The sequence below is a fragment of the Pseudomonas sp. NPDC087612 genome, assembly GCF_044743505.1.
GTDB lineage: Bacteria > Pseudomonadota > Gammaproteobacteria > Pseudomonadales > Pseudomonadaceae > Aquipseudomonas.
In genome coordinates, this window is the sequence record NZ_JBIUWO010000001.1 from 595,799 (window position 1) to 618,785 (window position 22,987).

Annotated in this window: 22 protein-coding genes; 15 read left to right on the forward strand and 7 right to left on the reverse strand. The window is 64.9% G+C overall.

Annotated features, from left to right (window positions below; all coding sequences use genetic code 11):
- Positions 1–97: 97 nt before the first annotated feature.
- The 7 genes from ACIOVF_RS02605 (at position 98) to ACIOVF_RS02635 (ending at position 5,721) form a co-directional block, all read left to right on the forward strand.
- Positions 98–673 carry an NADAR family protein gene (locus ACIOVF_RS02605; RefSeq protein ID WP_401287240.1) on the forward strand — a complete coding sequence of 192 codons (576 nt, stop codon included), beginning with the start codon at positions 98–100 and terminating at the stop codon, positions 671–673.
- Positions 674–735: 62 nt separating this feature from the next.
- The gene (locus ACIOVF_RS02610) at positions 736–960 is read left to right on the forward strand and encodes a hypothetical protein (RefSeq protein ID WP_010222367.1); all 225 of its coding nucleotides are present in this window, start codon (positions 736–738) and stop codon (positions 958–960) included.
- Positions 961–1,093: 133 nt separating this feature from the next.
- Positions 1,094–2,593 (forward strand): glycolate oxidase subunit GlcD, encoded by a 1,500-nt coding sequence (gene glcD / locus ACIOVF_RS02615; protein WP_401287244.1) that lies wholly within the window; start codon positions 1,094–1,096, stop codon positions 2,591–2,593.
- Positions 2,593–3,648 (forward strand): glycolate oxidase subunit GlcE, encoded by a 1,056-nt coding sequence (glcE, locus tag ACIOVF_RS02620; RefSeq protein WP_401287247.1) that lies wholly within the window; start codon positions 2,593–2,595, stop codon positions 3,646–3,648. Before glcD ends, glcE begins: the two co-directional genes overlap by 1 nt.
- A gap of 3 nt (positions 3,649–3,651) precedes the next feature.
- Positions 3,652–4,887 (forward strand): glycolate oxidase subunit GlcF, encoded by a 1,236-nt coding sequence (gene glcF / locus ACIOVF_RS02625; RefSeq protein WP_401287250.1) that lies wholly within the window; start codon positions 3,652–3,654, stop codon positions 4,885–4,887.
- Positions 4,888–4,928: 41 nt separating this feature from the next.
- Positions 4,929–5,192 (forward strand): PepSY domain-containing protein, encoded by a 264-nt coding sequence (locus ACIOVF_RS02630; RefSeq protein WP_045194315.1) that lies wholly within the window; start codon positions 4,929–4,931, stop codon positions 5,190–5,192.
- Position 5,193: 1 nt separating this feature from the next.
- Positions 5,194–5,721: a cytochrome b/b6 domain-containing protein gene (locus ACIOVF_RS02635; protein ID WP_401287254.1), complete on the forward strand. Its 528-nt coding sequence runs from the start codon at positions 5,194–5,196 to the stop codon at positions 5,719–5,721.
- A gap of 77 nt (positions 5,722–5,798) precedes the next feature.
- On the opposite strand, the gene ACIOVF_RS02640 is transcribed toward ACIOVF_RS02635, so the two are convergent.
- Positions 5,799–6,281 carry a copper chaperone PCu(A)C gene (locus ACIOVF_RS02640; RefSeq protein WP_093381268.1) on the reverse strand — a complete coding sequence of 161 codons (483 nt, stop codon included), beginning with the start codon at positions 6,279–6,281 and terminating at the stop codon, positions 5,799–5,801.
- Positions 6,281–6,892, reverse strand: a complete 612-nt coding sequence (locus ACIOVF_RS02645) for an SCO family protein (protein ID WP_038995914.1) — start codon at positions 6,890–6,892, stop codon at positions 6,281–6,283. The genes ACIOVF_RS02640 and ACIOVF_RS02645 overlap by 1 nt, the downstream gene beginning before the upstream one ends.
- 230 nt (positions 6,893–7,122) lie before the next feature.
- Between ACIOVF_RS02645 and ACIOVF_RS02650 the strand changes: the two genes are divergently transcribed.
- Positions 7,123–7,542, forward strand: coding sequence for a heme-binding protein (locus ACIOVF_RS02650; RefSeq protein WP_401287257.1), 420 nt, complete (start codon positions 7,123–7,125; stop codon positions 7,540–7,542).
- On the opposite strand, the gene ACIOVF_RS02655 is transcribed toward ACIOVF_RS02650, so the two are convergent.
- On the reverse strand, positions 7,539–7,982 hold the full coding sequence (locus ACIOVF_RS02655; protein ID WP_401287260.1) for a GNAT family N-acetyltransferase: 444 nt from the start codon (positions 7,980–7,982) through the stop codon (positions 7,539–7,541). The genes ACIOVF_RS02650 and ACIOVF_RS02655 overlap by 4 nt on opposite strands.
- A gap of 105 nt (positions 7,983–8,087) precedes the next feature.
- Here ACIOVF_RS02655 and ACIOVF_RS02660 point away from each other — a divergent pair, with 105 nt between their 5' ends.
- The 5 genes from ACIOVF_RS02660 to ACIOVF_RS02680 all read left to right on the forward strand — a co-directional run bounded on the left by ACIOVF_RS02660 (position 8,088) and on the right by ACIOVF_RS02680 (position 15,253).
- A complete protein-coding gene (locus ACIOVF_RS02660; protein ID WP_401287263.1) occupies positions 8,088–10,031 on the forward strand; it encodes an autotransporter outer membrane beta-barrel domain-containing protein in 1,944 nt (647 codons plus the stop codon).
- A 128-nt stretch (positions 10,032–10,159) separates the two neighbouring features.
- A complete protein-coding gene (locus ACIOVF_RS02665; protein ID WP_401287266.1) occupies positions 10,160–11,140 on the forward strand; it encodes an aliphatic sulfonate ABC transporter substrate-binding protein in 981 nt (326 codons plus the stop codon).
- Positions 11,141–11,149: 9 nt separating this feature from the next.
- Positions 11,150–12,511 carry an LLM class flavin-dependent oxidoreductase gene (locus tag ACIOVF_RS02670; protein ID WP_401287269.1) on the forward strand — a complete coding sequence of 454 codons (1,362 nt, stop codon included), beginning with the start codon at positions 11,150–11,152 and terminating at the stop codon, positions 12,509–12,511.
- 48 nt (positions 12,512–12,559) lie between these two features.
- Positions 12,560–13,174, forward strand: a complete 615-nt coding sequence (locus tag ACIOVF_RS02675; protein ID WP_045194331.1) for an START domain-containing protein — start codon at positions 12,560–12,562, stop codon at positions 13,172–13,174.
- A gap of 102 nt (positions 13,175–13,276) precedes the next feature.
- Positions 13,277–15,253, forward strand: coding sequence for an alkyl/aryl-sulfatase (locus tag ACIOVF_RS02680; RefSeq protein ID WP_401287272.1), 1,977 nt, complete (start codon positions 13,277–13,279; stop codon positions 15,251–15,253).
- Positions 15,254–15,690: 437 nt separating this feature from the next.
- Here the strand turns inward: ACIOVF_RS02680 and ACIOVF_RS02685 are convergent, their stop codons facing one another.
- The 3 genes from ACIOVF_RS02685 to ACIOVF_RS02695 form a co-directional block, all read right to left on the reverse strand.
- A complete protein-coding gene (locus tag ACIOVF_RS02685; protein WP_258715344.1) occupies positions 15,691–17,028 on the reverse strand; it encodes a DUF1329 domain-containing protein in 1,338 nt (445 codons plus the stop codon).
- A gap of 14 nt (positions 17,029–17,042) precedes the next feature.
- Positions 17,043–18,824: a DUF1302 domain-containing protein gene (locus tag ACIOVF_RS02690; protein ID WP_401287276.1), complete on the reverse strand. Its 1,782-nt coding sequence runs from the start codon at positions 18,822–18,824 to the stop codon at positions 17,043–17,045.
- A gap of 109 nt (positions 18,825–18,933) precedes the next feature.
- Complete coding sequence (locus ACIOVF_RS02695; protein WP_093381243.1) at positions 18,934–19,770, reverse strand: AraC family transcriptional regulator; 837 nt, start codon at positions 19,768–19,770, stop codon at positions 18,934–18,936.
- Positions 19,771–19,867: 97 nt separating this feature from the next.
- Between ACIOVF_RS02695 and ACIOVF_RS02700 the strand changes: the two genes are divergently transcribed.
- Positions 19,868–20,788 (forward strand): LysR family transcriptional regulator, encoded by a 921-nt coding sequence (locus tag ACIOVF_RS02700; protein WP_401287279.1) that lies wholly within the window; start codon positions 19,868–19,870, stop codon positions 20,786–20,788.
- Entirely contained in the window at positions 20,785–21,795 is a 1,011-nt protein-coding gene (locus ACIOVF_RS02705; protein WP_045194343.1) for an AraC family transcriptional regulator, read from the forward strand. Before ACIOVF_RS02700 ends, ACIOVF_RS02705 begins: the two co-directional genes overlap by 4 nt.
- A 5-nt stretch (positions 21,796–21,800) precedes the next feature.
- Here the strand turns inward: ACIOVF_RS02705 and ACIOVF_RS02710 are convergent, their stop codons facing one another.
- The gene (locus tag ACIOVF_RS02710; RefSeq protein WP_401287283.1) at positions 21,801–22,985 is read right to left on the reverse strand and encodes an acetyl-CoA C-acyltransferase; all 1,185 of its coding nucleotides are present in this window, start codon (positions 22,983–22,985) and stop codon (positions 21,801–21,803) included.
- Positions 22,986–22,987: the final 2 nt, after the last annotated feature.

Genomic DNA, 22,987 nt, shown 5'->3' on the forward strand with positions numbered 1-22,987 from the left:
CGCTTGCTGGCAAGGATAGTACGTCAGCACCGAAGCTGTCACAACCGCGCAGGCGTGGAGTACCATGGCCCGATTCGTTCATGGAAGACTCCCCGCTATGTCGCAACCCTCCCAGGCTTTGGCCAACATCCTCGACAATGACAGCCTGATCGGCGCTATCGACCAGGGCCTGGCGCCGCAATACCTGTACTTCTGGGGCCACCGGCAAAAGGTCGAGGGCAAGCCGGACAAAAGCTGCTTCAGCCAGTGGTTCGAGGCCGGCTTCAAGGAGCACGGCCTCCACTACCCCAGCGCCGAGCACTACATGATGGCCGGCAAGGCGCGGCTGTTCGACGACCAGGCAACGTTGGCGAAAATTCTCGCCGCGCGCACGCCCGCCGAGGCCAAGAAGCTGGGCCGCGAAGTCGCCGGCTACGATGACGCCGCCTGGGTGGCCGAGCGCTCGGCGATCGTCGAGCAGGCCAACCTGCTCAAGTTCGAACAGAACCCGGGGCTGCGCACATTTCTACTCTCTACCGCCGGCCAGGTGCTGGTCGAGGCCAGCCCGGTGGACAGCATCTGGGGCATCGGCCTGGACGCCAAGGCCGCGCAAGCGGCCGATCCACGCCAGTGGCAAGGGCTGAACCTGCTCGGTTATGCGCTGATGCGGGTGCGCGAGCGCCTGGCTGGCTGAGGGCCCAGCGCAGGATTTTTCTGCGCTGCTACACTTTATTCGCGCAGATGGAGGATTCCCTCATGTCCGATAAAGAGATCACCACAGCCCTTAACCTGATCAACCAGCGCCAGGCCCGGCTCGCTTCGGCGTGCAAGGAGATTGCCGACTGGATCGACCGCCAGGGCGATGTGCCGGTGGCCGGCAAGATCCGCGACACCCTCAAGGCCGTCGAAGCCGATGATCAGCTGGTCAGAAAAACCCTCACTTCGCTGAGCGTCGAACGCCCGCTGCCGCGTTTCCGCTAGCCCGCAAAGGCGGGTGGCGGGTGCGCGACACGCGTGAGGTCAATCGCCCAAGAGCCTGGGTCGCCAGTGCCAGGTGCTGTTTATCGTCTACGATTTCCAGCAACTTCTGGCACATTCCGGTGACTGGCTGCCAATGAATATCCTTTACGACGAAAACGTCGATGGTGCCCTGCCCGCCGTCGACAAGCAGGCGCTGCTGCAGGCCTTGCAGGCAGAACTGCCCGATCTCGATATCCTCCACGCCGAGGAAGACCTCAAGCCCTACGAATGCGATGGCCTCTCGGCCTACCGCACACTGCCGCTGCTGGTGTTGCTGCCGCATACCCTCGAGCAGGTGCAAGGCATTCTCAGGCTGTGTTTTGCCCGCAAGGTACCGGTGGTCGCCCGTGGCGCCGGCACCGGCCTCTCGGGCGGCGCCCTACCTCTGGAAAAAGGCGTGCTGCTGGTGATGGCGCGTTTTAACAAGATCCTCGCCATCGACCCCGCTGCGCGCACCGCGCGGGTGCAGCCAGGGGTGCGCAACCTGGCGATTTCCCAGGCCGCCGCGCCTTATGAGCTGTACTACGCACCCGACCCGTCGTCGCAGATCGCCTGCTCGATCGGTGGCAACGTCGCCGAAAATGCCGGCGGCGTGCACTGCCTGAAATATGGCCTGACCGTGCACAACCTGCTCAAGGTCGAGATCCTTACCGTTGAAGGCGAATGCCTGGCCCTCGGTGCCGACAGCCTCGACGCCCCGGGCTTTGACCTGCTGGCGCTGTTCACCGGCTCCGAAGGCATGCTCGGGATCATCACCGAAGTAACGGTCAAGCTGCTGCCCAGGCCGCAGGTGGCCAAGGTGCTGCTGGCGGCTTTCGACTCGGTGGAAAAAGCCGGGCGCGCGGTTGGCGACATCATCGCTGCCGGGATCATTCCCAGTGGCCTGGAGATGATGGACAACCTGGCGATCCGCGCCGCTGAAGACTTCATTCATGCCGGCTACCCGGTCGACGCCGAGGCGATTCTGCTGTGCGAGCTGGATGGCGTCGAAGCCGATGTGCACGACGATTGCGAGCGGGTACGTACCCTGTTCGAACAGGCCGGTGCCAGCGAAGTACGCCAGGCCCGTGACGAGGTGGAGCGGGTGAAGTTCTGGGCCGGGCGCAAGAACGCCTTTCCGGCGGTCGGGCGAATTTCAGCCGATTATTACTGCATGGACGGCACCATCCCACGCCGCGAGTTGCCCCATGTGCTGCAACGCATCGCCGCGCTATCGCATAAATACGATCTGCGGGTGGCCAACGTCTTTCATGCCGGCGACGGCAACATGCACCCGCTGATCCTCTTCGATGCCAATCAGCCCGGCGAGCTGGAGCGCGCCGAAGCCTTTGGCGGCGAGATTCTCGAACTGTGCGTGAGTGTCGGTGGCAGCATCACCGGCGAGCATGGCGTCGGCCGCGAGAAGATTAACCAGATGTGCGCGCAGTTCAGCAGCGACGAGCTGACCCTGTTCCACGCAGTCAAGGCCGCCTTCGACCCCCATCGCCTGCTCAATCCCGGCAAGAACATCCCCACCCTGCAGCGCTGCGCCGAGTTTGGCGCCATGCATGTGCACGCCGGGCAACTGCCCTTCCCCGAGCTGGAGCGCTTCTGATGCTGGCGCACAACAACGATGCCAGCCAGGCGCTGCTCGAACAGGTCAACCAGGCCCGCGCCGAGGGCACGCCCTTGCGCATTCGAGGCGGCGCCAGCAAGGCTTATCTCGGCCGCCCGGTAGCCGGGATCGAGCTCGATACCCGCGAGCACCGCGGCATCGTCAACTACGACCCGACGGAGCTGGTGATCACCGCCCGCGCCGGCACGCCGCTGACGGAATTGACGGCGACGCTTGAGGCCGCCGGGCAGATGCTGCCCTGCGAGCCGCCGCACAGTGACGACGGCGCCACCCTCGGCGGCATGCTCGCTGCCGGGCTGTCGGGGCCGCGCCGGCCCTGGGCCGGCTCGGTTCGCGACTACGTGCTCGGCACCCGGGTGATCAGCGGCCTGGGCCTGCACCTGCGTTTTGGCGGCGAGGTGATGAAGAACGTCGCCGGCTACGACCTGTCGCGGCTGATGGCCGGCAGCTTCGGCTGCCTGGGGCTGATCAGCGAGGTGTCGCTCAAAGTGCTGCCCAAGCCGCGCTGCGACGCGCACATCGCCCTGCAGCTCGACCCGCAGCAAGCCCTGCTGAAACTGGCGCAATGGGGCCAGCAACCGCTGCCGATCAGCGCCGCCTGCCATGACGGCAATGTGTTGCGCCTGCGCCTTGAAGGCGGTGAAGGTTCGGTCAAGGCCGCCCGCGACCGGCTCGGCGGCGAGCGCTTCAAGGCTTGCTGGTGGCAAGACCTGAACCACCAGCGCCTGGGGTTTTTCGCCGACCCGCGCCCGCTGTGGCGCATATCCTTGCCCAACCACAGCCCGCTGCTGGAGCTGCCCGGCGAGCAACTGCTGGACTGGGCCGGTGCCCAGCGCTGGCTCAAGTCCGAGGCCCCGGCCGAGGCCATTCGCGCGGCTGCAAGCCGACTGGGCGGCCATGCCACCTGCTACAGCGCCAGCGACAGCCCGTTCCAGCCGCTACCCGCGGCCTTGCTGCGCTATCACCAACAACTCAAGCAGCGCCTCGACCCGCAAGGGATCTTCAACCCCGGGCGGATGTACGCGGAGATCTGAGCCATGCAAACCACCCTGAGCGATGCCGCCAAGCGTCTGGCCCGCGCCGAAGAGGCCGAGCGCATCCTGCGCAGTTGCGTGCACTGCGGCTTTTGCAACGCCACCTGCCCGACCTACCAGTTGCTCGGCGACGAACTGGACGGCCCGCGCGGGCGCATCTACCTGATCAAGCAGGTGCTCGAAGGCCAGCCGGCCAGCGCCAAGACCCAACTGCACCTGGACCGCTGCCTGTCGTGCCGCAACTGCGAAACCACCTGCCCGTCCGGGGTCGATTACCACAACCTGCTGGACATCGGCCGCGCCGTGGTCGACCAGGCGGTGGCCCGCCCGCCGCTGCAGCGGGCCTTGCGCAGCGGCCTGCGTAACCTGGCCAGCCACCCGACAGCGTTCAAGCGCCTGGTGCAACTGGGGCGCAGCGTCGACAGCCTGCTGCCGGCAGCGCTCAAGGCCAAGCTGCCGCGCTCGGCAGCCACGGCCCAGGCGCGCCCGCAAGCGCACCATGAGCGGCGGGTGCTGCTGCTTGAAGGCTGCGTGCAACCGGGCCTGTCGCCCAACACCAACGCCGCCACGGCGCGGGTGCTCGATCGCCTGGGCATCAGCGTCACCGCCACGCCCCAAGCCGGCTGCTGTGGCGCTGTCGACTATCACCTCGATGCCCAAGCCCGTGGCCTTGAACGCGCCCGGCACAACATCGACGCCTGGTGGCCGGCCATCGAGGCCGGCGCCGAAGCCATCGTGCAAACCGCCAGCGGTTGCGGCGCCTTCGTCAAGGACTACGCCAAGCTGCTGCACGGCGATGGGCAGTACGCAAGCAAAGCCCGGCGGGTCAGCGAACTGGCCAGGGACCTGGTCGAGGTCGTCGCGGCCGAGCCCCTGGATAAACTGGCCTGCCACAGCGGCCAGCTGCTGGCGGTGCATTGCCCGTGCAGCCTGCAGCATGCGCAGAAGCTTGGCGGCAGCGTCGAGGCCCTGCTCAAGCGCCTGAATTTCAACCTCAGCAATGTGCCCGACGGCCACCTGTGCTGCGGCTCGGCGGGCACCTATTCGCTGACCCAGCCGCAACTGGCCAGGCAACTGCGCGACAACAAGCTCGATGCCCTGGAAAGCGGCCGGCCGGATGTCATCGTCAGTGCCAATATCGGCTGCCAGACCCACCTTGACGGCGCCGGGCGCACCCCGGTGCGGCACTGGATCGAGCTGGTGGACGAGGCGCTAGCGAAGTCGCCAAGCCTGGCATAAGCTCAAACGGGCACCCCTGTTCGACAACCCGAGGACTCGTCATGCGTCATCTTCTGCTTGTCTCACTGCTGGTCATCAGCCCCGCCGTCCTGGCCAAGACCGAATGCAGCACTGCTGAAAAGAACCAATGGCAGGACCAGAACAACTTTCAGGAAGAACTGAAAAAGCAGGGCTACGAGATCAAGGAGTTCAAGGTCACCAAGGGCAATTGCTACGAGATCTACGGCAAGAACAAAGACGGTAAAAAAGTCGAGATCTACTTCGACCCGGTCACCGGTAAAAAGGTGAAGGAAGAGATCGACTGAGGTGAGCGACGATAGCCTGCGCCTCTGGGACCCGCTGGTGCGCCTGTGCCACTGGTCGCTGGTGGTGGTGTTTGTCGGCGGCTATTTTCTCACCGAAGAAGGCGATGGCTGGCACCGCTGGCTGGGTTATTACGGCCTGGCGATCGTGCTGCTGCGCAGTGTCTGGGGCTTTGTCGGCAGCCCGGCGGCGCGCTGGGCGCACTTCTGGCCAACGCCCACGCGCTTGAAGTGGCACTTGCAGGCCCTGTTCAGCGGCCAAGACTACCACCGCCTCGGCCATTCGCCGTTGGGCGCGCTGGTGATGGTGCTGATGTTGCTGCTGATGGCCGGCCTTGGCGTCAGCGGTTTCATGATGGAAGAGATCTATTACTTCTGGGGCGACGACGGCCTGCGCGATATTCACGAGTTGATGGCCGATGCCCTGTTGGCGCTGGTGTGCCTGCACATTGCGGCGGCGCTGTTCGAGAGCTGGCGGCTGAAGGAGAACCTGCCGCTGTCGATGGTCACCGGCAGGCGCCGGCGGCGCTGAAACGCTCGCGGGTCAAGCCAGCATCCACCGAACTGTGGAACTGGCTTGCCAGCGATGGGCTGCGCAGCAGCCCTCTATCAGTGCTGCATAGGCTGGTGATCATGCCCATGCATGGCTTGCGCATTCAACGCCCGCACCGGCGCGTTCACTTCAATGCGCTGCTTGACGCCCTTGGCATCCTCGACCACCAGAGTCAGCGGCACGTGCTCGCCTTCCTTGAGTTGCTGGTTGAGGTCCATGAGCATCACGTGATAACCGTTGGGGTCAAGGCTCACCGCCTTGCCGGCCGGCAGCGGCAGGCTGTCGACCTCGCCCATTTTCATCACGTCGTTTTCCATGGTCATCTGGTGCACCTGCACGGTCCTGGCCACCGGCGAGGCGACGCTGAGCAGCTTGCTGTCGGTGCTGGCGGTGAGGGTCATGAAAGCACCGCTGGACTTCTGGTTGGGCACGGTAGCACGCGCCCAGGCGTCGCTGACGGTGGTTTCGGCCATGGCCGGCAGGGCCAGGCCGATCAGGGCCAGCGCGGCCAGGGTACGTTTGACAGGGTTGCGAAGCATTAACACACCTCCATGACAGTGAGCAGGTCTTCTGCGCACTCTTTTGCATTGAGCGAATGGGACAGGCCCAGGCGCAGCTGGCCGCGGGAATCGAAGACGTAGCTGGTCGAGGTGTGCGAGATGGTATAGGTATCGCCGGCGGGCACCTTCTCGTAGAACACACCGAACTCGCGGGCGGCTGCCGCGGTTTCTTCGAGGGTGCCGGACAACGCCACGAACGAGGGGTCGAAGGCCTTGACGTAGGCGTCGAGCACCTCGGGGGTATCGCGCTCGGGGTCGAGGCTGATGAACACCACCTGCAAAAAGCCTGCATCGCGGCCCATCAGCTTCTTGATCTGCACCGCGCGCGCCAGGGTGGTCGGGCACACCGCCGGGCACTGGGTGAAACCGAAGAACACCATCGGCATCGAACCCCAGAAACTCGAGAGGGTACGGACGTTGCCTTGGGTATCCTTGAGCTTGAACGAACGGCCGAGGATCTTGTTGCTCATGTCCTTGCCGTACTTGAAGTCCAGCGCGCCACCGGAACGGGGGTCGCAACCTGCAAGGGCGCCGAGGCCCAGCAGGCTGATCCCGGCAACAACCTGGCGCCGGGTCAGTAAATCAGTCATGTAACCATCCTTTCGGGAAGGTGCCAGCCCCTGGATAGAGGGCATGTCGAGAAACCTTCGCATTTTGTCATGGTGGTGGACGCAGGTTCCAGCGCGCAGCGCCCCGTACGTCTGTATCCCAGTAATTACGGGGTGCGGCCTGTTGTCGCAGGCAGTGACAAGAAACATCCGGCAACGTCTACGGTAATAATGACGCATCCTGCTCGCCTCTCACTCGTGGAGCCCTCCCCATGCTCAGCAAGGCCGTACTGACCCAACACGAAGTCGCGCAACTGCTTGCCGCCGCCCGCGTCGAAGCCCAGGCCAACCAGTGGCCGGTGAGCATCGCCGTGGTCGATGACGGCGGCCACCCGCTGGCCCTCGAACGCCTGGACGGCTGCCCGCCGATCAGCGCCTACATCGCCCAGGAAAAAGCCCGCACCGCGGCTCTGGGGCGCAAGGACAGCAAGGTCTACGAAGACATCATCAACGGCGGGCGCACGGCCTTTCTCTCGGTGCCGGTGCTCAACGCCACCCTCGAAGGCGGCGTGCCGCTGCGGGTGGACGGCCAGGTGATCGGCGCGGTGGGTGTTTCCGGGGTCAGGTCCGAGCAGGATGCGCAGGTGGCCAAGGTGGCGATCGCCGCGTTGCTGGCCCAGTTGGCCGGCTAAACACTGACAAACTCGAACTGGGTGTATTGCACCCCTTCGGGCGTCTCAATGGTTTCGGCATGTGCCCCCGCCGGCAAGACCCTTGGCCAGAAGCGCAGGCCGGCGAAGTTGTCCGCCAGTACCGATAGCTCCCACGGGCCACGGTGCAAATCGAACAGCCCCTGCGCCGCAGCATGGCCGACCCCTGCCAGGCGATAGGCACTGACGACATAGAACTCGGCCAGTTCGTACACCGCGCGCTCTGGCTGCTGGCGAACCAGGGCAAACCCTGCTATTTCGTCCTCAACCAGCAGCAGGTAGGCAAATCGCCCTGGCTCCTGCCAGTAGAGCGGTAAATAAGGGTAGTCCCCGTCGACACCGAGTTCGCGCAAATACTCCGGAAGCATCGCCTCAAAGTGTTGTTTTTCACGCTCAAGTGCAGGTTTGATCTGAACCTTCATGCCGTTAATTTCCTACATCAGTCACAAAACGGTACACATCCTGCTTACTGCGAGGCGACGCATCCTATGATGCGCCTTTCGTAACGACACATAAGGAAAAGTGCCGTGTTCAAACCGTTAGCAGTCGCTGTAAGCCTGGGTTGTGCAATGTTGTCCTCCGGCGCCAGCGCCTATGAATATGGGCAATATGCCGGGCAGACCCTGGACCGTCTGATCAACGACTACCCCGGACGTTACCGCGGTACCGCCAGTTTCGAAGGTGCTACCGCCCTGATGCAAACGCAACTGGGCTTCGGCTACCAGACCCGCCGCCAGGACTTCACCTGGGCCGGCAACCGCAGTTCGCAGAACGTCATCGCCTCCGCCGCGGGCCAGAACAGCACCTACGTGGTGCTCGGCGCCCACTACGACACCTACTTCGGCCGCCCTACCCTGCAAGGCCTGGACGACAACGCCTCGGGCGCCGCCGTGCTCACCGAGATCGCCCGCAACCTGGGCGGCGTGGCCCTGGAGAACGGCCTGGAAGTGGTCGGTTTTGGTGCCGAAGAAGAAGGCCTGCGCGGTTCGCGCGCCTATGTCGCGTCATTGAGCGACAGCCAGCGCGCCAACCTGTTGGGCATGATCAACCTCGACAGCCTGATCACCGGCGACAAGATGTACGCCCACGCCGCCAGCAACAGCATCGCCAACCCGGCCCTGGGCGCCTACCGCGACCAGTTGCTGCGCATCGCCCAGGAGATGAACATCGCGCTGTTCACCAACCCCGGCCTGAACCCCGAATACCCGGCCGGCACCGGCTGCTGCAGCGACGGCGAAAGCTTCAACAGCCTCAACGTGCCGGTGCTGTTCATCGAGGCCACCAATTGGGAGCTGGGTGAACTGGACGGCTACGAGCAGACCGACAACCCGGCGATCCCCGGCGGCTCGACCTGGCACGACCCGGCTGAAGACAACCAGCAAGTGCTGACCAACGCCTTCGGCCAGCAGCGCATCGACCAGCGCCTGAGCGACTTCTCGCGGTTGCTGACACGCCTGGTGCTGGAACTGACCAACGCCGACCTGCTCGCCTCTACCGCCTCCGGCGGCGCTATGGCGCGGCAGATGGAAGACCAGTTGCAACGCCAGCACCAGGCCCTGACCCGCCTGCATGACCGCCGCTGGCTGAGCCTGCTGGACGCCACACGGGCGGTCGGCAGCTTTGATGGTGAAGTGGGTGTCGAAGGCGAAGTTTCGCCAGACAGCGGTTTCGATGCGCCGGGCAACCCCGAGTCGAAACGCGTGGGCGTTTATGGCGTTGGCGATTACCGTCTCAATGACGCCCTGACTGTCGGTGCCAGCCTGAGCTTCCAGCGCAGCCGCGACGCCCTCGACCACGACGGGCGCATCGAAGGCGACGCCTGGCAGGCCGGGCTGTTTGCCCTGCTCAACGACGGCGGCCCGCAATGGCTGGCCGGCGAGCTGAGCGCCGGGCATACAAGCTTTGATACCAAGCGCTCGGTGTACATCCAGGCCAGCAACGGCCCGGTGCTGCTCGACCAGCGCCTGTCCGGCGACACCTCGGCGTGGTTCTGGGGCGCGCGGCTCGACGGCGGCTACGACTTCAGCTTCGGCGCCTTGAAGACCGGCCCGGTGGCGGGCCTGGACTACATGCACTATCGCATCGATGACTTCCACGAAGACCAGGCCCTGCGCACTGCCCTGGGCTACGAAAAGCAGAACTACGACGCCCTCGAAGCCAGCCTCGGCTGGCGCCTGCATGGCAGCGTTGGCCTGGGGGCGAACATGGCCCTGCAACCCTACGCCAGCGTGCGCTGGGTACGCGAACTGGCCGATGGCCGCCTGGACGAGATCGACCTCACCAGCAATGCCGACGGCCGTGTGCGGGTAGCGGACATGGGCAGCGTCGACAAGGACTTTGGTCGCGCGCAAGTGGGCGCGCAGTTGATGTTCACCGAGCAGTTGGGGGTGTTTGCCGAGGTCAACAGCCGCTTTGCCCATAGCGAGGGTAATCAGGCTGGCTACTCGCTGGGTGTGCAGTTGCAGTTCTGAATCAATAAAATAAAAGGATATAAAAATAACAAAACAATCTAACAATTTGGAATAAACAAATTGAAGGGCCTGCGCGGGCTCCTTATATTTTCGGGCATGCCTTGCCCTTGAATCCCAGGAGTCCGCCCATGTCGCACACGCCCCATTCCCCTCTGCGTCGCCTGCTCACCGGCGGCCTGTTTGCCGCCCTGGCGGCGCTGATCCTGCCCGCCCCGCTGGCCCATGCCGAAGCGAGCAAGACCTTGCGCATCGGCTACCAGAAGTTCAACAGCATCAACATCCTCAAAGGCAGCGGCGCCCTGGAAAAAGCCCTGGAGCCACAAGGGGTGAAAGTCAGCTGGTACGAATTCGCCGCCGGCCCGCAGCTGCTTGAAGCGCTGAGCACCGGCGCCATCGACCTTGGCCATGCCGCCGATGCACCCTCGGTATTTGCCCAGGCTGCCGGCAAGCCGGTGGTGTACCTGGCCGCCGAGCAGCCCTACCCCAAGGGCATCGGCCTGGTGGTGCGCGACCAGGACCACATCGCCAACGTCGCCGCCCTCAAGGGCCAGCGCGTGGCCACCGGTCGCGGCTGGAACGCCCAGTACCTGCTGGCCGTGGCCCTGCAGGATGCCGGCCTGAGCTACAAGGACATCACCCCGGCCTACGTCAACAATGCCGCCGACGCCGTGGCCGCACTGCAGTCCGGTAGCGTCCAGGCCGTGACCCTGTGGGACCCGTTCCTCGCCGCCGCCGAAAAACAACCGGGCCTGAAGAACCTGCGCGACGGCAGCGGGCTGTCCAACAACCGCACCTTCTACCTGTCCTCGGCGGCCTTTGCCGACGACAACCGCGCGCTGCTGAAGACCTTCTTCAGCGAACTGGCCAAGGTCAGCAGCTGGGCCAACCAGAAGCCCGACGAAGTCGCTGCCCTGCTGGCACCGCAACTGGGTATCGGCGCCGATGTGCTGCAGGTGGCCAGCGAGCGGCGCAACTACAACGCCGTGGCCATTGACGCAAAAATCACCGCCGAGCAGCAGAAGCTTGCCGATACCTTCCAGGGCCTGGGCCTGATCCCCAAAGCGCTGAAGGTGGCCGATGCGGTCTACCCGGTGTCGGTCCTGCCCTGAGTACAGACCATGTCCAAGACCATCCGCTTCAACGCTTTCAGCATGAACGCCGCCACCCACCAGTCCCCCGGGCTGTGGCGCCATCCGCGCAACACCAGCGTCGATTTCAATCGCCTGGGTTACTGGACCGACCTCGCCCGCCTGCTCGAACGCGGGCTGTTCGATGCGCTGTTCATTGCCGATGTGCTGGGTATCTATGACGTCTACCAGGGCAGCGCCGACGGCGCCCTGCGCGGCGGCGTGCAGGTACCGGTCAACGACCCGCTGCTGATCGTCCCGGCCATGGCCGGGGTCACCGAACACCTGGGCTTTGGCATCACCTTTTCGCTGACCTACGAGCACCCGTACCCCTTCGCCCGGCGCATGTCCACGCTCGATCACCTGAGCGCCGGGCGGGTGGGCTGGAACATCGTCACCGGTTACCTCGACAGCGCCGCACGCAACCTCGGCCTGGCGCGGCAACTGGGCCACGACGAGCGCTACGAGCTGGCCGAGGAATACCTGCAGGTGCTGTACAAGCTCTGGGAAAAAAGCTGGGACGACGATGCCGTGGTGCAGGACCGTGCAAGCGGCCAGTTCCTCGACCCGGCCCGGGTGCACCCGATCAACCACCAGGGCGCGCACTTCCAGGTGCCCGGCATTCACCTGAGCCAGCCTTCGCCGCAGCGCACGCCGGTGCTGTTCCAGGCCGGCGCCTCGCCGCGCGGCCTGCGCTTTGCCGCCGACCATGCCGAATGCGTGTTTATCAGCGCGCCGACCCAGGCGGCGCTGAGCGGCTATGTAAAAAGCATCCGCAAGGCCACCCGCGACGCCGGCCGGCCTGAACAGGACGTGCTGATCTACGCCCAGGCGTTGCTGATCGTCGCCGACAGTCGCCAGGCGGCCGAGGCCAGGCTGCAGGAGTACCGCCAGTACGTGGACGTCGAGGCGGCGCTGACCCTGCTGTCGGGCTGGACCGGCATCGACTTCGCAGGGGTCGACCCCGACGCGTTGATCGAATACATCGACAACGACGCCGGCCGCACTGCCCTGGCGGTGTTCACCAAGGCCGACCCGAACCGGCGCTGGACCGTGCGCGAAGCGGCCGAGTTCGTCAGCCTCGGCGGCCGCGGCCCGGTGTTGCTCGGTTCAGCGTCAGAGATTGCCGATCAACTGGAAGACTGGCTCGACCACACCGGTATCGACGGTTTCAACCTCACCTATGCGGTAGTGCCCGACGACCTGCACGCGGTGGTCGAGCAGGTGGTGCCCGAGCTGCAACGCCGTGGCCGTTATCCCACGGCATATGAAGACGGAACCTTGCGCCACAAGCTGTTCGGCCGCGGTGACCGTTTGCAGGCCGAACACAAGGGCCGGCTCGTCCGGATCTGATCCCAGGCACTATGCTCTGAACAGTCGCCCAACCGCTGGAGCCTGTTCATGCGCCTTCGCCTTGTCTTGTGCCTGTTGCTGGCCCTCAGCAGCGGCGCCAGCGCCACTGAACAGTGGCACCTGGCGCAGGATGAAGACGGCATCCAGGTGTACCTCAGCGAGGTGCCGGGTTCGCCCTACCAGCAGTTTCGCGGCGTGGCGTTGATCAAGGCCAGCGTGTCGACCTTGAGCGAGCTGCAGGAAAACCTGCGGGTTGCCTGCAAATGGCTGTACGGCTGCGCCGACATGCGCCTGCTCAAGGTCGAGGGCGACAGCACCTGGGTCTACCTGACCACCGCCCTGCCCTGGCCGGCCAGCACCCGCGACATGGTCATCCAGGTGCAGAGCGAGCGCCGCGACGACGGCAGCCTGGTACGGCGCATCAAGGCCGTGCCGGGCATGGTCAAGCATGTGCCGGGGCAGATCCGCGTGCGCCAGCTCCAGGGCCTGTGGACCTTCGTGCCCAAGGGCGAGCAACTCACCGAAGTGACCTACCAACTGCAGGCCGATCCGGCCGGCGACATTCCCTCGTGGCTGGCCAACCAGTTCGTCCTCGATGCCCCCAGCGTGTCCTTGCGCACCTTGCGCGCGGTGGCCGAGCGCCAGGGTGGCTCAGCGCCCTGAACAGCGCCCTGCATGGTTTTTGTCGTCCGCGGCTTGTTGGCGGCCCGCACCCGAGCCTTAGGCTCGAAAGGGTGTGCCATAACGACAAAAAATGGAGTTGCCATGCCCTTCCCAACCCTGCACCCACGTACCCGCCTGGCCTGCCTGATCACAGCGTGGTGCCTGAGCCAGCCCCTGCACGCCGCCCAGGCCCCGGCCAGCGCCAGCGAACCGACGCGCAGCAGCAATGCCGCTGTGCTGAGCCAACTGCCGTTTGCCGACCGCGCCGATTACCAGGCCGCTACCCGTGGCCTGGTTGCGCCGTTCACCGGCAAGATCAGCGATGCCGCCGGCAAGCCGGTATGGAGCCTTGAGGACTACAAATTTCTCGCCGCCCAAGACAGCCCCGACAGCGTCAACCCCAGCCTCTGGCGCCTGGCACAGCTCAACGCCCATGCCGGCTTGTTCGAGGTCGCGCCACGTTTGTACCAGGTGCGCGGCCTGGACCTGGCCAACATGACGATCATCGAAGGCGACGACGGGCTGATCCTCATCGACCCGCTGACCACCGCCGAAACCGCCCGCGCCGCGCTGCAGCTGTACTACCAGAACCGCCCGCAAAAACCGGTGGTGGCGGTGATCTACAGCCACAGCCACACCGACCATTTTGGCGGCGTGCGCGGGGTCATCGACGAGGCCGACGTCAAGGCCGGCAAGGTCAAGGTGTTCGCCCCCAGCGGCTTCATGGAACACGTGATGAGCGAGAACGTCTATGCCGGCAACGCCATGAGCCGGCGCGCCCAGTACCAGTTCGGCCTGTACCTGCCGCGCGGGCCCCAGGGCCAGGTCGACACCGGGATCGGCAAGGGCTTGACCACCGGTGGCACCATCACCCTGATCGAACCCACCGAGCTGATCAGCAAGCCCTACGAGACCCGCACCGTGGCCGGTATTGAACTTGAGTTCCAGCTGACCCCGGGCACCGAAGCGCCAGCGGAAATGAACCTGTACCTGCCGCAGTTCAAGGCCCTGGGCATTGCCGAAAACGCGGTGCAGACCCTGCACAACATTCTCACCCCGCGCGGCGCCCAGGTACGTGACGCCAAGGCCTGGTCGCAGTACCTGGACGCCAGCCTGAGCCGTTACGGCGACAAGACCGAGGTGCTGTTCGGCCAGCACAACTGGCCGACCTGGGGCGCAGAGCAAGTGCGTACGCTGATCGCCGACCAGCGCGACATGTATGCCTTCCTCAACGACCGCACCTTGCACTTGCTCAACCAGGGCCTGACGCCGATGGAAATCGCGCAGAACATGCAGACCCTGCCCGGGGAGCTGGCGAACAAGTGGTACGCCCGTGGCTACTACGGCTCGCTGAGCTTCAACGCGCGGGCGGTGTACCAGCGCTACATGGGCTTTTACGACGGCAACCCGGCCAACCTCAACCCGCTGCCGCCGGTCGAGAGCGCCCGGCACTATGTCCAGGCCATGGGCGGCGGCGAGGCGGTGCTGGCCAAGGTGCATGCGGCGATGGACAAGGGCGAGTACCGCTGGGCGGTGCAACTGGGCAACCAGCTGCTGTTTGCCGAGCCCGACAACGCCCAGGCGCGCAGCGCTCAGGCGCAAGCGCTGGAACAGCTCGGTTACCAGAGCGAGAACGCCACCTGGCGCAACATGTACCTGACCGGAGCCATGGAACTGCGCGATGGCCCGCCGAGCCAGGCGGGCAGTTCGGTGTCGGTGGACATGGTGCGGGCGCTGACCGCGGACATGTTCTTCGACTACATGGCGGTGCGCGTCGATGTCGACAAGGCGGTGGGCCATGACCTGAACCTGAACTGGAGCTTTACCGACCCGGACCAGGCCTACAACCTGACCTTGCGCAATGGCGTGCTGACCCACCGCGCGGGCCTGAACCCCAAGGCCGATGCCAGCTTGAGCATGAACAAGGCGACCCTTGAACAGATCAGCCTCAAGCAACTGGACTTCCCGACGGCGATGCAAAAAGGCCTGATCAAGGTCGAAGGCAACGGCAAGAAAATCGCCGAACTGCTGGGCACCCTCGACAGCTTCAGCCCGCAGTTCAATATCGTTACGCCTTGAGGGACCCATCGCGGGTCAAGCCCACACACAATGGTTCGGTGTACACCGAACCTGTGGGGGCCGGCCTTGCCGACGATCGAGCTCGGGTCGCATTCCTGCCAACACCTGATGTGCTGACTGGACTGGCCCTATCGCAGGCAAGGCCAGCTCCCACAATAAATCGGGGCACCCCAGTCCAATGGGGCGATCGAGCCCGCAGGGGTCGCATTCCTGCCAACACCTTATGTGCTGACTGGTCTGGCCTCATCGCTGGCAAGGCCAGCTCCCACAATAAATCTGTGTACACCTGTCCTGCCGGCGATCGAGCCCGCAGGGGTCGTAATCCAGTCAGCACCTGAAGTGCTGGCTGCACTGGCCTCATCGCTGGCAAGGCCAGCTCCCACAATAAATCTGTGTACACCTGTCCTGCCGGCGATCGAGCCCGCAGGGCTCGTGTGCTACTTGGCCCAGCGGCGCAATTGCGAAGGGGTGTAATCGTCAGTCCTGGCAGTAAACCCTACGCGCATCGGCGCCTTCTCTTCGTTGCTCAAGCCACCGGCGTAATAACGCCCGGAGATCAGGTCGTACGAAGTCTCCAGCACGTTGTAGGTAAAGTCGTGATCATAGTGCTGGATCGCATGCAGCTCCGAGCTGCGCCACAACTCGCCGCGGCTGTCGTACTGATCCACCTGGGCGATCTGCCAGCTGTCTTCGTCCAGATAAAACCTGCGCTTGCTGTAGATATGCCGGGCACCGGGCTTGAGCGTGGCTTCGACCACCCAGACCCGATGCTTTTCATAGCGGGTATAGGCCGGGTTGATGTGGTTGGGCTTGACCAGTTCATCAAGCTTCACGGCGCGGCTGCCCAGGCGATAGCTGTTGTAGGGAATGTACAACTCCTGCTTGCCGATCAGCTTCCAGTCAAAGCGGTCCGGCGCGCCATTGAAGCCATCGATATTGTCGGCGGTGATCAGGCCGTTGCTGTAGCGCGCGCTGTTGTCATAAGCCAGCATCGGCGCCCGTCGCACTCGCCGTTGCGCCGGCAGGTATTGCCAGGCCGCACGCGGCTCGACGACCTGGTCGAGCGGTTCGTGCACCAGCACGGTCTCGCCGGCCAGGCGCGCCGGCTCCAGCACCCGGCTCTTGAACATGAACAGCACATTGGCGTTGGGCTCAAGGCCGGTGACCGCTTGGGCAAAACTTACCAGCGACTGCGCGCGGATATAGCTGACCGCACCGTTCTCACGCACCAGGGCAATACTGCTGAAGCGCTCAAAGCTGCCACCACGCCAGCGGGTCATGTGGTTCCACATCACCTCCATGCCTTCGGTCGGCAGCAGGAATGGAATACCGCGTGTGTAGTCGTGCAGGCCGTTGCCGCCATCGGCGAGAGTGGTCTTGCTGGCGTTGCTGCGGCTGTCGGCAAGTATCGCAGCGGGCAAACGCGCACTGCGATGGGTCGGGTACACCGGCATCTGGTAGCTGCCCGGGTAGCGCTTGAACATCGCTATCTGGCCGGGGCTGAGCGCACTCTGGTACTGCCCGAGGTTTTGCGCGGTAATGGTGAACAGCGGCTTTTCACTGGCGAACGGGTCACTGTAGCCGCCGTTGCCATCGAGGCTGCCGGCGGTTTTGTCGAGGCCGCCGGTCCAGGCCGGGATGCTGCCGTCGGCATTGCCGGCGCGCTCCGAGCCCATGGGTGTGAGGGTCTTGTCCAACGGGCCGAGGTCTGTGCTCTTGGCCTGGGCCAGGGCGCTGACGCAGGTCAGGGCCAACAACAGGGGATGGATACGCATTTTTATTGTTCTCCTTAGAAATCGACCTTGAAGCTGACCGAGGCAAAATCACGGTCATCAAGGGTGCTGTAGTGGTTGGAACCGAAGAAGCTGTTGTAAGCCAGCTCCACGCTGTAATCGTTGAGGTAGTTGGCGGTAAGACTCAGGCCCAGGGCCTGCTGGCCTTCCTGGAACGGCCCGAGCGGGTCGTAGGAATAGCCCTCGACGTCATGGCGCCAGTTGACCGCCGGAATCAGGTTCACGCCGGGCAACACATCGCTGTATTCAAGGCTGGCACGCAGGCGATAGCCCCAGGACCAGTCGGTGGCAAAGCCCTTGTCGGTGCAGTAGCGGTTGGTCACTGCGGAGGCGACGCTGTTGCATGTGCTGCCGTTGCGCGGCGCGCTGCGGCCAAAGGCGGCATTGCGGCCCAGGCGCTCGTCACCGAGGCCGTCGATATGCACCACGCCGACTTCACCGAACAGGCTCAGGCGGGTGGCGCCGAGCACGTTGTCGATGGCCTGGGTCGCCGAGCTGGTCAGTTGCCACACGCCTTTGCGTTCCCAGCCATCCAGGCGATCGCCAGCGCGGATGTTGAAGCCCTCGGGCAACTGCACCCACGAGTTGCCGGCCGCTCCGGAGACCACCGCGGTGGTGACATCCGGGGCGTTGAAACTCAGCGGCATGTTCGGCCGATAACTTAGCTCGGCCGCCAGCGATATACCGCTGTTGGGCTCGACGCCGTTGATGCTCAGCCCGTACAGGCGGATGTTCTCGGGGAAGGCCGCAGCGTACGAAGGCCCCTGCCCGCCCCCGGGAAAATTCCCTGGCAGCGCGGTGTTGCGCGCATCGAGGGTCAGGTACGGCAGGCGCGAGTGGTAGTTGATGAAGTACAGCGCCGCCTCGGCATCATTGAGCGCCGGCAGCATCTGGCGCAGGGCAAAACCGAACTGGCCGTTGTCGGACGGCGACTCGTTGCCACGCGCACTGGCGTACAGGCCGCTGGCCTGCATCTGCTGGTCAGTGAGCACCTGGCCCAGGTACAGCGGCCCGCAGCCCGGCTGGATGACATCGCTGCCGGCAAAGAAGGTACCGCAGCCATCGAGCACGCTGGGGCGCCAGTTGTACTGGTAGAAACCTTCAAGGTTGAGAGTGTCAGATACGCCGAAGCTGAACGAGAGCATCTCCACCGGCAGCTGGCCTTCCTTGATCTCGACCCCGGGGCGGTTGAAGGCGGTGATGTCCAGCGGGTTGATGACGTTGATACCGTTCTGGATCAGCAGCGCCTCACCCCACGACAGCACCTGCTTGCCAAGCTTGAAACTCAGCGGATGACCGGCCAGCTCGAAGTCTTTCCACAGGTAGGCGTCGAGCACTTGCAGGCCCTGGAACCTGGCCAGGTCATCCCAGCCGCTGTCGTCGAAATCCTTGAAGCGGCCGTCGCCGGTTTCATAGGCATGGTCGTACCAGTACTTCAGGCGCACAAAGGCGCCCTGGCCCTGGCCGTCGAGGCTGAAATCGGTCAGGCCCTTGAAGGTTTGCGAGATCGGGTCGCCCTTCTTGAAGTTCAGGCGGTTATCGTCGGCACTCACGCCCGTGCCATCGGCGTTCACGCCCTGGGCCTGCAGGGCATTGGCGCGGGTCATCAGGTGGCGGTCGGGGCTCTGGGTCGACCAGCTGCTGCCCAGGCTCAAGGTGCTGCGGGTGGTGAAACTCCAGTCTTCATTGATGTCGAAACTGGCGGCCTGTGCCGGTACTGCGCAGGCCGCCAACAAGGTCAGCAGCAAAGGTGATGGGGTTGAGCTTGTTGTTGTCATTATCGAGCTCCAATAGGGATCAAGCCCGATCAAGATGCCCAAGCGCCCGCCGCCACACGCAAGCGGCGCACGACAAAAAACGATCATCAAGGCGTTGCGAAAAATGCCCCTAGGCCGGTTGCAATCCGCTCAGGCGAAACTGCTTGGGCGTGACCCCGAACTGCTTGCGAAAGGCCCGGATGAAATTGCTCGGCTGGCGGTAGCCGAGGCGTTCGGCAATTCGCTCGATGGGCTGGTCGCCCGCCGCCAGCCAGTGGCGAGCCAGGTGCAGGCTGTCTTCGCGTACCTCGGCCAGGCCCGCGCCTTGCCACTGGCGCAGCATGCCCTGGTGCAGAAAAGCATTGGCACCGGGCAACGCCAGTTCGAGCGCGCCCGGCGCCAGTTGCAGGCTCAACCATGGGCCACTGACCACCGCCACGCCCCAGCCCTGCAACCAGCGTCCTGCCGCCTGCTGCGGTAGCACGCTGACCTGAGTGAACACCTGCGCCGGCGTGCGCCCGGCGCGTCGGGCGATGTTGCGCACCAGGCTCAGTACCACGGCGTCGAGCATGTAGTGATGGGGTTGCTGCTGATAGCGGCGCAGGTGCAGGCTCGACGCCTCCAGGCTGACCAGCAGGCAGTTGGTCACCAGTGGCAGGTAGCGGATAAAACACTCAAGGCTGTCGCCGACGGTGGCGGCCGAGTCGAGCAGGATGTTCAACCCCTGCAGCGAATGGGTGGCCATGCCCGGGACCAGCTCGCACCCGAACTCATGACCGGCGCCAGCGGCCTCGCATTCGCGCAACAGCTGCTCGACCTGCGCCGCCCCTATCCGGCTTTGCCCGTGCAACTGCGCAGGCTCCATGCCGGCCCGTTGCAACAGCAGGTTCACAGGCAGCCCGCAGCCCTGGGCATGAGCGACCAGGGTGCGGGTCAAGGCGGCGCAGACATAGGGCGAAGCAAGCATGGCAGGTCACGCAAAATGATCAGGCCCTGAGTTATGCCAGCGGCTACACTATCGATCAAATGCATAAAAAGTATCCGTAGCATGCAAGGGGCGCATGATGGACCTTCGACAACTTCGCCACTTCGTGGCCCTGGCCGATTATCGCGGGTTCGTGCGCGCTGCCGATGCCGTCAACCTTAGCCAGCCGGCCTTCAGCCGCAGCATCCAGACCCTGGAACGCGATCTGGATTGCGCCCTGGTCGAGCGTGGCAGCCGTGAATTTCGCCTGACCGGTCAGGGCCAACTGGTGCTGCAACACGCCCGGCGCCTGCTGGCCAGCAGCCAGAGCCTGCACAACGAGCTGCTGCAATACAACGGCCTGGAAGGCGGCGAGCTGAGTTTCGGCAGCGGCCCCTACCCGGCCCAGTTGCTGGTGCCCGAGGCGCTGGCGCAGTTCATTCACGACCACCCGCTGGTGCGCGCGCGCTTTCACCAGGGCGACTGGGAGCAACTGGGCAGCTGGCTCAAGGAGCAGCAGATCGAGTTCCTGGTGGCCGACTCGCGCTACTTCAAGGACGACCCGCGCTACCAGGTGCAGGCGCTGCGGCCACGGCGCGGGCGGTTTTTCTGCCGGGCCGGGCACCCGCTGGCCGCGCGCGCCGGGCTCACCCTCAGGGCCCTGCTCGACTACCCGTTCGCCGGCACGCGCATCCCGCCGATAATCCGCAAGATCCTCGCCCGCGCCCAGGGTACCCAAGACTTTGTCACCAGCGTCGAATGTGCGCAGTTCGATGCCATTCGCCGGGTGGTGATGCGCTCGGACGCCATTGGCCTGGCCACCGCCGAAGCCCTGCACGAACGGGTCGAGGCCGGTGAGATCCAGCTGCTGAGCTTCGTCGATGTGGATGCCAACGACCCTGACCTGCAGCTGCAGTACGGCATCGTCAGCCGCGCCGGCGACAGCCTGACACCCGCGGCGCAGGCGATGATCGCGGCTATCCTCAGTGTCGATCAACAATTGCTGGTGAGCCGCTCATGAAGCCCGTGCCGCCCAATGCCTTCTACGCCCCGACCCTGCTGCCAGCCATCGAGGAACTGCAGCAACGCGGGGTGAGCCAAACGCTGATCGAGGCAGTGTTTCGCCGTAGCCTGTTCGAGTTGCGCACGCCGTTCCTGCGCGTGCCGTTGCTGCTGTCGCGGCGCTTCTGGACCCTGGCCCTGAGCGAAAGCCACGACCCCTTTATCGGCCTGGCCGCCGGCCGGCGTTTTGTTTCCACCGCCACCAACGGCCTGACCTACCTGTTCGATGTCGCCGCCTCGCTGGACAGCGCCTGCGCCTACTTTGTCGAGTACTTTCCGTTTTTCAACGGCCATTTCCGTGCCCGCATCGAGCGTAAAAATGGCCAGGTCAGCCTGCGCCTGCAGGACTGCGGCAGCCTCAAGGCCACAGCACCGATCACCGATTACATGCTCACCAGCCTGTGCAGCCTACTGCGCCGCAAACTGCTGGCCAGCGGCCTGGAGCAGGACCCGATCATCGCCATCGAGCTGGCCCACCCGGCGCCGGCCGACACCCGCGTGCATCCGCACGCCTGGCGCACGGCGGTGAGCTGGGGCCACGCCGAACATGGCATCGGCCTTGACCCAGGGGTGTTCGAACAGGCGCTGACGCCGGGCAACCAGGCACTGGAACAGTTGCTGGTGGAGCTGCTGCAACAAACCCAGCGCAACAGCCAGCCGACCCTGCTGGAACTGGCCAGCGACCACCTGGCCGTGAGCCTTGCCGACAGCGAGCGCTGGCCGACATTCTGCAGCCACCAGCACCTGCTCGAACGCACCGCGGCCCGGCGCCTGAAAGCACTGGGCTGGAGTTATACCGAGCTATTGGACGAATACCGCCGCTACCGCGCCGAAGACCTGCTGCACGGCAGTGAGCTTGAGTTGGTGCAGATCGCCGACCAGCTCGGCTACAGCGACGTGCAGAGTTTTCACCGCGCCTGCCTGCGCTGGTTCGCCTGCGCGCCCGGGGCCTATCGCGGGCGCTGAGGGTTTCAGAGCACTTCGAACAAGCCGGCGGCGCCCATGCCGCCGCCCACGCACATGCTCACCACCACGTACTTGACGCCACGGCGCCGGCCTTCGAGCAAGGCATGGCCGACCATGCGCGCGCCACTCATGCCGTAGGGGTGGCCGATGGCGATGGCGCCACCATTGACGTTGAGCCGCGCCGGGTCGATGCCCAGGGTTTGCGCGCAATACAGCACCTGGCAGGCAAAGGCTTCGTTGATTTCCCACAGGCCGATGTCATCGACGCGCAAACCGTGCTGACGCAGCAACTTGGGGATCGCCAGCACCGGGCCGATGCCCATCTCCTCGGGGGCCAGGCCGGCCACGGCGATGCCGCGATACAGGCCCAGTGGCCTGACCCCGCTACGCGCCGCCAGCGCCCCACTCATCAGCACGCTGGCACTGGCGCCGTCAGACAACTGGCTGGCGTTGCCGGCGGTGATACAGCCGCCTTCGCGCACCGGCGCCAGGTTTTGCAGGCCCGCCAAGGTGGTTTGCGGGCGGTTGCCTTCATCCTGGGTCAGCTGCACGTCCTGGTAGCTGATCGCCCCGCTGAGCTTGTCGACGACTTTCTTGCGCACGCTGACCGGCACGACCTCATCGGCAAACAGCCCCGCTGCCTGGGCTGCTGCCGTGCGCTGCTGGGATTGCAGGCTATAGGCATCCTGGGCTTCGCGGCTGATGCCGTAGCGCTTGGCGACGAGCTCGGCAGTGAGCAGCATGGGCATGTAGGCATGCTCGGCCATGCGCACTACGCTTGCGTCCTGCTCGGCCGCTGCGGCCTGCATATGGGCGTTCTGCACCAGGCTGATCTGCTCCTGGCCGGCGCCGATCACCACCTGCATGCCGTCGACCATGATCTGTTTGGCGGCAATCGAAATCGCCATCAGCCCCGAGGCGCACTGGCGGTCGATGGTCTGGCCGCTGACCGACAGCGGCAAGCCCGCCGCCAGCGCCGACAGGCGCGCCAGGTTGGTCGCAGCGGTGCCGCTTTGCATGGCGGTGCCCAGCACCAGGTCGTCGATCTCGGCGGGCTCGATGGCGGCGCGTTCGACCGCCGCGCGAATGGCCACGGCACTCATCGACGGCGCCTTGAAGTCATTGAAGGCGCCGCGAAAAGCCTTGGCAATCGGCGTGCGCGCGGTTGAGACAATTACGGCGTCTTGCATGG

What these genes read in the sequence shown, in the direction of transcription:
- ACIOVF_RS02605 (WP_401287240.1), top strand. Translation starts at nt 98, where the DNA reads ATGTCGCAACCCTCCCAGGCTTTGGCCAACATCCTCGACAATGACAGC.
- ACIOVF_RS02610 (WP_010222367.1), top strand. Translation starts at nt 736, where the DNA reads ATGTCCGATAAAGAGATCACCACAGCCCTTAACCTGATCAACCAGCGC.
- glcD (WP_401287244.1), top strand. Translation starts at nt 1,094, where the DNA reads ATGAATATCCTTTACGACGAAAACGTCGATGGTGCCCTGCCCGCCGTC.
- glcE (WP_401287247.1), top strand. Translation starts at nt 2,593, where the DNA reads ATGCTGGCGCACAACAACGATGCCAGCCAGGCGCTGCTCGAACAGGTC.
- glcF (WP_401287250.1), top strand. Translation starts at nt 3,652, where the DNA reads ATGCAAACCACCCTGAGCGATGCCGCCAAGCGTCTGGCCCGCGCCGAA.
- ACIOVF_RS02630 (WP_045194315.1), top strand. Translation starts at nt 4,929, where the DNA reads ATGCGTCATCTTCTGCTTGTCTCACTGCTGGTCATCAGCCCCGCCGTC.
- ACIOVF_RS02640 (WP_093381268.1), bottom strand. Translation starts at nt 6,281, where the DNA reads ATGCTTCGCAACCCTGTCAAACGTACCCTGGCCGCGCTGGCCCTGATC.
- ACIOVF_RS02645 (WP_038995914.1), bottom strand. Translation starts at nt 6,892, where the DNA reads ATGACTGATTTACTGACCCGGCGCCAGGTTGTTGCCGGGATCAGCCTG.
- ACIOVF_RS02650 (WP_401287257.1), top strand. Translation starts at nt 7,123, where the DNA reads ATGCTCAGCAAGGCCGTACTGACCCAACACGAAGTCGCGCAACTGCTT.
- ACIOVF_RS02655 (WP_401287260.1), bottom strand. Translation starts at nt 7,982, where the DNA reads ATGAAGGTTCAGATCAAACCTGCACTTGAGCGTGAAAAACAACACTTT.
- ACIOVF_RS02665 (WP_401287266.1), top strand. Translation starts at nt 10,160, where the DNA reads ATGTCGCACACGCCCCATTCCCCTCTGCGTCGCCTGCTCACCGGCGGC.
- ACIOVF_RS02670 (WP_401287269.1), top strand. Translation starts at nt 11,150, where the DNA reads ATGTCCAAGACCATCCGCTTCAACGCTTTCAGCATGAACGCCGCCACC.
- ACIOVF_RS02675 (WP_045194331.1), top strand. Translation starts at nt 12,560, where the DNA reads ATGCGCCTTCGCCTTGTCTTGTGCCTGTTGCTGGCCCTCAGCAGCGGC.
- ACIOVF_RS02680 (WP_401287272.1), top strand. Translation starts at nt 13,277, where the DNA reads ATGCCCTTCCCAACCCTGCACCCACGTACCCGCCTGGCCTGCCTGATC.
- ACIOVF_RS02685 (WP_258715344.1), bottom strand. Translation starts at nt 17,028, where the DNA reads ATGCGTATCCATCCCCTGTTGTTGGCCCTGACCTGCGTCAGCGCCCTG.
- ACIOVF_RS02690 (WP_401287276.1), bottom strand. Translation starts at nt 18,824, where the DNA reads ATGACAACAACAAGCTCAACCCCATCACCTTTGCTGCTGACCTTGTTG.
- ACIOVF_RS02695 (WP_093381243.1), bottom strand. Translation starts at nt 19,770, where the DNA reads ATGCTTGCTTCGCCCTATGTCTGCGCCGCCTTGACCCGCACCCTGGTC.
- ACIOVF_RS02700 (WP_401287279.1), top strand. Translation starts at nt 19,868, where the DNA reads ATGGACCTTCGACAACTTCGCCACTTCGTGGCCCTGGCCGATTATCGC.
- ACIOVF_RS02705 (WP_045194343.1), top strand. Translation starts at nt 20,785, where the DNA reads ATGAAGCCCGTGCCGCCCAATGCCTTCTACGCCCCGACCCTGCTGCCA.
- ACIOVF_RS02710 (WP_401287283.1), bottom strand. Translation starts at nt 22,985, where the DNA reads ATGCAAGACGCCGTAATTGTCTCAACCGCGCGCACGCCGATTGCCAAG.